Source organism: Gilliamella intestini (assembly GCF_900094935.1).
Taxonomy (GTDB): Bacteria; Pseudomonadota; Gammaproteobacteria; order Enterobacterales; family Orbaceae; genus Gilliamella; species Gilliamella intestini.
Genome location: NZ_FMBA01000056.1, coordinates 12,588 through 13,709, shown reverse-complemented (window position 1 = coordinate 13,709; position 1,122 = coordinate 12,588). Strand labels below are relative to the sequence as shown.

The window sequence follows — 1,122 nt, the reverse complement described above, 5'->3', positions numbered from 1 at the left end:
GTTCCATCTTCAAGTAATAAATCAACTGTATTATTAAAATTTGAGGGATCTTGTCCTGCTACATAAGCTTTTTTAATTATTCCCGAAATAAATAATAAAGGGATTCTTCCTTGTTCAATACTATTCCACCACTCTTTTGTACCGAAAAGACCATTGGTGCCTTTTAGTCCCATTTTTGGTTTTGTTTTGTCTAGTGTTAATGCTTGTGTCAAAGCGGCCTTTTCTGGATTTTTTTTTAATTTTTCTGATAGTAAGTATACCATTTTCATTGGTACTTTTGAATTTTCTAACTTTAATAGCATATTTTTACCTTTATTTTACTTTTTCAAAATGAACAATATTTTCATTAAAAATTTCTATGCCTCTACCTTGTCCAAGTTGGGTTGTCATTTGTCCGCCTTCAACTTTAAAACGTGTATTTGTTTTCATCCATTTTCCAGTTTTAATTGACATAGTAGGAAACACTTTTGCTGCCGCAGAATTTGCTGCAATACCTATTTCTTGTAGTTTAGAAAATGTGCCTTGTTTAACCACGATTTTTACGGTTACTCCATTATATTTTGATGAATATCCTAAAACTGGAGAGATGGAAGTTTCTGTTGTTGGAGGCATTTTTCCTGTTTTTCTAAATTGTTGATATTGTTCTTGGGACATAGTTCTATAAACAATTTCATTACCATATGCATCATACTGCTGAACAGGACTTAATGGATCCTTAGCTGTAGTGGTTGGAATACCTATTCTTTCTTTTCCTGCAACCCCCTCAAACCCACTATTTTCAACCTTAATCAACCCTAACGGATCAATCCAATTTATCGGATCGCTACCAGCATATTGGTAACTATTTAGTCCGCCTAGTATACCAAGCGGATCTTGGGTGATATATCTGCCTGTAAATGGATCGTAATAACGGTTTAGGTTGTAATGTAATCCCGTCTCCTCATCATAATATTGCCCTTGGAACCTTAGCGGGTTATCCGGCAGGGCGTGGAAATCGTCTTGATGGTAGGTTTCGTTTATTATCTGTCCATAGGCATTATACTGGCATTCATAGAGGGTGTCACCCATGTTGCTGGTTAGGGCAATGGGGGTGCCGAGGTGGTCGTTTTGGTACCAGTAGAG

2 protein-coding genes are annotated in these 1,122 nt (G+C 36.5%); both read right to left on the bottom strand.

Annotation, left to right across the window (positions count from 1 at the left end):
- A partial coding sequence (locus GA0061080_RS12645; RefSeq protein WP_209435819.1) for an immunity protein RhsI2 family protein occupies window positions 1-302 on the bottom strand: 302 nt, incomplete at its 3' end.
- Window positions 303-312: 10 nt separating this feature from the next.
- Window positions 313-1,122, bottom strand: an 810-nt coding sequence (locus tag GA0061080_RS10670) for an RHS repeat-associated core domain-containing protein (protein ID WP_209435818.1), incomplete at its 5' end; no start/stop codon positions are given.